This window comes from Streptomyces soli (assembly GCF_003999195.1).
Taxonomy (GTDB): Bacteria; Actinomycetota; Actinomycetes; order Streptomycetales; family Streptomycetaceae; genus Actinacidiphila; species Actinacidiphila soli.
The window spans coordinates 1-6,510 of record NZ_RJVR01000337.1; the positions used below are offsets into that span (position 1 = coordinate 1).

Below are 6,510 nucleotides of genomic sequence, written 5' to 3' on the forward strand. Positions count from 1 at the left end.
GTCCCTCAAACCGAGCCGCACCCAACCGAGAACCCGGTCGTCCGCACCGTCGCGGCCATCGGCGAGCCGGCCGACTTCCAGCGAACCTGGCGCACACGGCGGGCCTGACGTACACCGAGCTCGCCGCGGCCAGCGGCGTGCCCGCGACCGCGCCACCTTGGGCAGCGGTGTGCCGCGTCTGGACGTCGTGGTGGCCGCGGTCACCGCCTGCGGCGGGCAGGCCGGTCAGGCCACCGCGCTGTGGAAGAAGGCCCGTTACCAGCAGCGTCTGGCGGACAACCCGCGCCGCAAGGCCCCGACGTTGAGGCTGGTACGTGACGAGGCCGACTTCGGCGCCGTGCTGGTGGAGTTCTACGAGAGGGCAGGCGCACCCCCGGTGTGGCTGATGGAGAAACGTTCGGGAGCGGGCCGGGTCGGGTACTCCACCGCGGCCCGCGTCATCAACCGGCAGACGCTGCCGGCGGACCGTGACCAGCTCGAGGTGTTCCTCGATGCGATCGACCTGCAGCAGGGCTCGCTTCCGGCAGCTGTTGATGCAGACCTGGGGCCGTGTGATGGAACGGCCGGCCCGGGTACTGCGGGATCTGCGGGATCTCCAGCAGCGACGGCAGCGGCGGCAGGAACTGGTGTCCGTCACTGTGTACGGGGCCGATCACGATGACCCGGCGCCGCGGCCGAGGCACGTGTACCGCGAGTTGGTCGGTGGCCCGCTGGACGGGCTCTTGCTGGACATCACCGGTTGGACGGTGATGGAGCGTGCTGTGGGCGCGCCATTGCGCACCGAGATCGGCCGCTACGGCCGGGGCGGCCGTGCCCTGTACGGCCCGCGCCCCGGCGACGCACGCTTGTGGGACTGGCAGGGCGACACCCCCTGACCGCCCCGGCCGGGGGCGCTGAGGGACCGCGTCACCCGGCCGGGGCAGGACGCCCGTCACGTGTGGCGCCTCGGTGAGGGGGACCCGCTCCCGGCCGCCGGGCAAGGCACCTCGTATGGGCAGGGTGGGCGGTATGTGTGGCCGACGGGCTCTTTCGGAGAAATCGTCAAGTCCTAATGGATTCAGAGGTTGAGCGACGTGGGCGGCACAAGGCGACGGGGGGACGTGACCGACTGCGACAGCGGCGAGCGCCAGGCCCTCGCCGCGGTTGCGAGCCGGGCGAAGCGAACCAGCTCGCCGGGCCCCTCGTACGCCGGGCCCGTACGGTGAGCGACGACTGTAGGCCGAGGCACTCCTTAATGAATCCGGCCCGTCTTGTCGTTGATCTCACTACAGTTGGCCCGTTCGTGCTGGGATACGGGCTGGGAGCGGCGTAGTGGGGCCATACACGATGACGGGACGGCGGGTGTTCGCGCATCGGATCTTCTCGGTCGGACTGGCGATTCTGCTTGTGGCGAGCGCATCAGCGTGCGTTCGGGCGAGCGGAAGGTCGCCGCTCGCCCAATGCCCAGCGGCCCAAGTCAGTCCTAGTCCGGGGTCAGGCTCAGGTTCGGCCGGACCCGTGTTTTTCGTCTCTGATCCGGATAACTGCGGTGCCCGGGCGTTCACGTTCACCGGCGAGCGCACAGACCGCCGACTCAGCTTTCCGTCCTGTCTCGAAGCGTGTAGCCGGCCGTTGATCGCGCCGGACGGGTCGTTGCCGCCTGCAGTTACCGTGCCCACAGGGCTAGGGGCGGCGCGATGGGCTTCGGACAGCCGAAGCATGTGCGGCCTCCTCGACGGCTACCCGCAGCCCATCCGGGTGGGCTCGTTCGATGTGGGCAGCCCGCGGAACCTCCATGTCACTACGTTCACTGGCCTGTTCAAAAGCGTGCACGCCTCCCAGTACAGTCTGCTGTCCTGCAACCTCGCCGCCGATCGAGCGGTTCTGACGGCCACCTACAACAGCATCGTCGCCTTGGCGGTCGTGAGCCTGGCGAAGCAGAAGGTGCTCTTCGAGCAGAACTACCCCGACACACCGAACGTGGTCACCGCCGCGGTGGTGGCCCCCAACGGGCTCAACCTGGCGATTCAGCACGCCGTGCAGCCCGTGCGCCCCTCTCAGTCCCCCGCGCCTGCAACCTGCCACTCCACACAGCGCTCTGGTCAGCCGCTAAAGATCTGCAATGTCGCGCCGCTGGCGACCGCTCCGCCTCAAGTGCCCACTAGCGTCGACCTGTACTCACTGATCGGAACGCCCCGTTCGATCGGCCGGATAGACGACCGCGCCGTCGCGGGCTGGTCCGGCGACGGTAGCCGACTCATCGCCGAGACTCCGAACGGGCGTGGCAGCTTCAGCGGTTTTCAGGTAGTCCGCGTGAGTGACGGCCATGTCGTGTGGCAGACCGCTGAAAATCTCAGCGGAGAGACCAGCGCCCCCGGCGTCACCAGCGTCGTTGTGCAGACCTATGACGTTCTCCACAAAAAGACCACCATCTGGATTGTTGATGCCCTCGGCCGACCCAAGCGCCTGGAGATGAGTGGCCAACTGGTTCTGTAACCGGACACCCCGGACAGCCCGGTCTGCGGCTGTCCGGGGTGTTTTCGCAGGTCAGCGCTCTAACCGGACAGTCGGACAATCCGGACCGTTTGGAGCGGGTTAGGGAATCGCCCGGTGTGGTCCTCCTGTGCCGCGCAGTAGCCGCACAGGGTGCCACCGGGCGGGCATCAAGTCGTCGCCGACGGTGTCGCAGCGGGTGCACAGCCGGTGCAGATAGGGGGAGTCGGCTGAGATCAGGCTGTCGTCACCCTCGGCGCGGCCGTCCAGCCGGAACAGGACGTCGTGCGAGTCGTCCGCGGGGGAGTAGGAGCGCCAGGTGGCGGTGCCGGTTCCGGCGGGGGTGGAGATCCGCAGGCCGGGTGTGGCCCATGCGGCGGGGATCTCGCCGCGCTGCTCGCGCTCGATGTTCTAGTCGGTGCGCATGTCGTTGCGGACGGTGCGGCCTGCCTCGGTGAGGTAGTGGCGGGCAACGGCGGGGCCGGTGGCGCTGCGCTCGGTGCGGGCCTCGGCCAGGCCGAGCCGGACCAGCGCGGCGAGGGTGTTGGGGCGGGCCTCGACCGGTGCGCCGGTCGTGGTGGTGATCGCGAGTGGCTGGGCTTTGCTGAGCTTTACGGGGTTCTCCTGGGTGGGATGGGGCTGGGGCCGGGTGGCCGGGCCCCGGTCGGGTGGTCAGCGCTCGGTGCGGTGGACGGCCAGGGCGAGCATCCGGACGCGTTCGGGCCAGGTGAGCCGGTACAGGGACGGGTACTCCTGGGGCCGGCCGCCGACGGCGACCGGCCAGGGGTCCGCGCTCCAACCGGCCTGGGTGTCGTGGCGGATGACCACTCCGCGGCCGTCGGCGGTGAACTCGGCGCGGATGGCGCGGGGGCCGGTGTGCCACGTCGGGCGCCCGTTCGCGTCGGCGGCGGTCTCCTCGAAGTACCGTACCGCTCCAGAATGGCTGCACAGCCTGTGAGCTGGGGTTTTGCCGGTCGGTCAGCTGGCTCGGCGGTACTCATTGATGAGGCCTGCAACGGCTTGGCGGCGATCGATCCGGGCCGGTGGCAGCGGGATAACGTTGGGGTCGTCGAGGGGCGCGAGCTGATCTCGGCCCTGGTGGGGCCGGTGGCCGTTGAAGTGTCGCGCATAGTCGTGGAGGATCTTCTCGGCGTGGCGGCGGTCGAAGATCAGCAGTCGGTCGGTGCACTCCTCGCGGACGGAGCGCAGGAATCGCTCGGCGTGCGGGTTGCAATTGGGGCTTCGCGGAGGGATCTTGGCGACGGTGATGCCCTCACTGGCGAAGACCGCGTCGAAGGCAGCGGTGAACTTCGCGTCCCGGTCCCGAACGAGGTGGGTGAACTCGGTCGCGCGGCCGTCGAGCTGCCAGAGGAGTTGGCGGGCCTGCTGGGTGGCCCAGGCGGCGGTGGGGTGGGCGGTGACCCCGAGGATGTGGACCGTGCGGGTACGGACCTCCATGACGAACAGGGCGTACAGCCGCTGCAGGCCGATGGTGTCCACATGGAAGAAGTCGGTGGCGAGAAGGCCGTCGGCCTGGGCCTTGAGGAAGGCGATCCACTCGCCGCGTGCCGGGTGACGGCGCGGGGCCGGTCCGAGGCCGGCGGCGCGAAGGATGCGGTGGACGGTGGCCGGGCTGACCTTGTGGCCGAGGCGGCGTAGTTCGCCGTGGACGCGCCGGAACCCCCACCGCGGGTTCTCGGTGCCGAGTCGGGTGATGAGGTCGCGTAGTTCTTCGGGTATGGGTGGTCGGCCAGGTGAGGCGGGTTGGGTCCACTTCTTCTTGATCAGACGCTGGTGCCAGGCAAGGAGAGTGCGCGGGGAGACGATGCGGTGATGGCGCAGGGCCCGGGGGAGTAGCCGGGCGAGGGCTGCGAGCAGGGCGCGGTCCGGCCAGCTGGGTCTGGGAACAGTGACCTGTCGGCGCAGCACCGAGACCTCGTGCCGCAAGATCAGTATTTCGGCCTCCTTCTCGGCAGGGGAGCGGGACAGTAGGACCAGCCACGCAAAGATCCGCGTGGCGATCAGATAGAGCAGTCGCACGAGTTCCATGATGCCGTAGCGACCCCGAGGGGCGTCGTTCCAGGTCACAGGCGGTGCAGCCATTTTGGAGCGGTACGGGCGGTGGACGCCGAGCTGCTGGAGGAGCTGGAGAAAGCCGCCGCGGAGGAAAAGGGGGTGCCGCAACGAGACGAACCAGGGCAATAGCCGACCAGAACGGCGAGGTCGACGACGCGGAGGATGCCGGGCGGGAGGAGAAGCGCCGCCTGCGCCGACGCCGTCGGGCCCGGCTCAAGACAGCCCAGCTGGGGCGCTCGCGCGGCGGATTGACCACGAAGACCCACCTGGCGGCCGACCGGCGCTGCCGTCCGCTGTCCTTCGTACTCACCCCAGGCCAGAGCGCCGACAATCCGCAGTTCACCGCCGTCGTGGACAAGATCAAGGTGCGCGGCCCGGTCGGCCGGCCCCGCACCCGCCCCGGCACGGTCGCCGCCGACAAGGCGTACTCCGCCCGCGGCACCCGCACCTACCTGCGCCGACGCAAGATCAGGGCGGTCATCCCCGAGAAGGCCGACCGGGCCGCGAACCGCAAGAAAAAGGGCGGGCGTGGTGGACGGCCTGTCAGCCATGACGCGGACCTGTACCGCGACCACAACACCGTCGAACGCGCCATCAACAAAATCAAAGACTGGCGGGGCCTCGCCACCCGCTATGACAAGACCCCCACCAGTTACGAAGCCGGCCTACACCTACGCGGCTCCCTCATCTGGCTCCGTAGCCTGACGCCCGCACCATGATCCGAATTCAGAACAGGCCCTACGAAGACACGATCGACGACCCGGGCAACCCGGTCTGGGCCTCGCTCCGGCCGTCTGCGCCCGGTAGCTCCCCAAGACGATCAGCCAACTCGTGAGCGTGCCCTGCCACCTACCGTCGAAGCGTCAGCGCGTCAGGGGGAGGCGGGCGACGACAGGACCCGCATCAGGGTGCGCATCGTCGGAACCAGGTTTGGCCGTAGTGACGTGGTGTCGGCCAGCGCGGGGTGCAGCGGGGCGCCGTCGCTGTCGGGTTTGGGTGTGCCGGTGCCCTGCCATTGGTTGGCGGCGTCGATGGTGAGGGTGAGGACGGCTCCGCCGTCCAGTACGTGCACGGCCTGGCGGGTGGGACTGGTGGTTTCGTATGCGCTGTCGCCCAGCCCGGGCACGGCCTTGGTGACGCCTGGGTCGGGATTGGGGATGTACCCGCCCGGGCCGGAGACGGCGCGGGTGAGGTCCTGGGTGTGGGCGGCGTCCTCGAACTCGGTACGCGGGTCGGTCTTCTTGTGCAGGTCGACGGTGACGTTCGCGGTGTACGTGGTCGTCCAGCTGTCGCCGAGCGAGGCCACCGCCGACAGCGTGCAGGCGACGTGATCCAGGGCGGCCCCCTTGTGCGTGACGCCCGGGTCGAAGTCGAAGTGCTGGACGCCGAGCGCATCGGTGAGCGGCCGGAGGTTCTCGGTGGTGCAGGGGCTCCCGTCGAGATGGTATCCGCGCAGGTCGGGCGCTTGCGTATGCCCGTAGCCCGTCCCGTGCAGCACCGCCGCCCACACCGTCGATGTCACGGCGGCCGTCCCCAGCACCCACAACCACGGCCAACGGCCCGCCGCCCCTCCCCGCCAGGGTCTCCGCCCGCCCCCGCTCACCACGTCCCCGGCTTCGCCCCGTCCAGGCCCGCCCTCGATCTCGGGTTCGGTAATCACCGTTGCTCCCCTGCTGCCGTCGTGTGCCCGCACCCTACGGCTCGGCGGGGGCGCGGCCGCGCGTAGGGGCGGCCCTAAGGACTCAGATCAAAAAGAGGCTTTCAGGCGTCGCCAGCAGATGATCGCGCAGCCGAGGGTGAGGAAGGCTTGGTGGATGTCGGCGCGGATCTCCCAGCGGATGCGTAGTCGGCGGAACCAGTGCAGGGACCTTCCCCCCGAGTGGTGGACACCTCTGATCCCGGCCCCGGTGGGGGCCGGGGAGGAGGGACCACTTATGGTCATGAAGGTGTATTCGCCCGAGT

Annotated in this window: 5 protein-coding genes and 2 pseudogenes; 3 read left to right on the forward strand and 4 right to left on the reverse strand. The window is 69.5% G+C overall.

The features are described from left to right. The first annotated feature begins 554 nt into the window (after positions 1-554). Together EFK10_RS40875 and EFK10_RS40880 are read left to right on the forward strand one after the other, a co-directional pair. Entirely contained in the window at positions 555-875 is a 321-nt protein-coding gene (locus tag EFK10_RS40875) for a hypothetical protein (protein ID WP_240677785.1), read from the forward strand. An 823-nt stretch (positions 876-1,698) separates the two neighbouring features. Further along, a complete protein-coding gene (locus EFK10_RS40880) occupies positions 1,699-2,475 on the forward strand; it encodes a hypothetical protein (RefSeq protein WP_127360717.1) in 777 nt (258 codons plus the stop codon). Between the two features lie 669 nt (positions 2,476-3,144). Here the strand turns inward: EFK10_RS40880 and EFK10_RS48150 are convergent. Continuing rightward, entirely contained in the window at positions 3,145-3,300 is a 156-nt protein-coding gene (locus EFK10_RS48150; protein WP_164836353.1) for a hypothetical protein, read from the reverse strand. 150 nt (positions 3,301-3,450) lie between these two features. Beyond that, positions 3,451-4,575, reverse strand: coding sequence for an integrase core domain-containing protein (locus EFK10_RS40885; RefSeq protein ID WP_240677784.1), 1,125 nt, complete (start codon positions 4,573-4,575; stop codon positions 3,451-3,453). Between EFK10_RS40885 and EFK10_RS40890 the strand changes: the two are divergent. After that, positions 4,528-5,267, forward strand: a pseudogene (locus EFK10_RS40890) (IS5 family transposase); the annotation flags it as partial. The gene EFK10_RS40885 and the pseudogene EFK10_RS40890 sit on opposite strands and share 48 nt — an antisense overlap. Positions 5,268-5,419: 152 nt before the next feature. Here the strand turns inward: EFK10_RS40890 and EFK10_RS40895 are convergent. Both EFK10_RS40895 and EFK10_RS51445 read right to left on the reverse strand, forming a co-directional pair. Next, positions 5,420-6,070, reverse strand: a complete 651-nt coding sequence (locus tag EFK10_RS40895; protein ID WP_127360718.1) for a hypothetical protein — start codon at positions 6,068-6,070, stop codon at positions 5,420-5,422. A 225-nt stretch (positions 6,071-6,295) separates the two neighbouring features. Continuing rightward, positions 6,296-6,510, reverse strand: a pseudogene (locus tag EFK10_RS51445) (hypothetical protein); the annotation flags it as partial.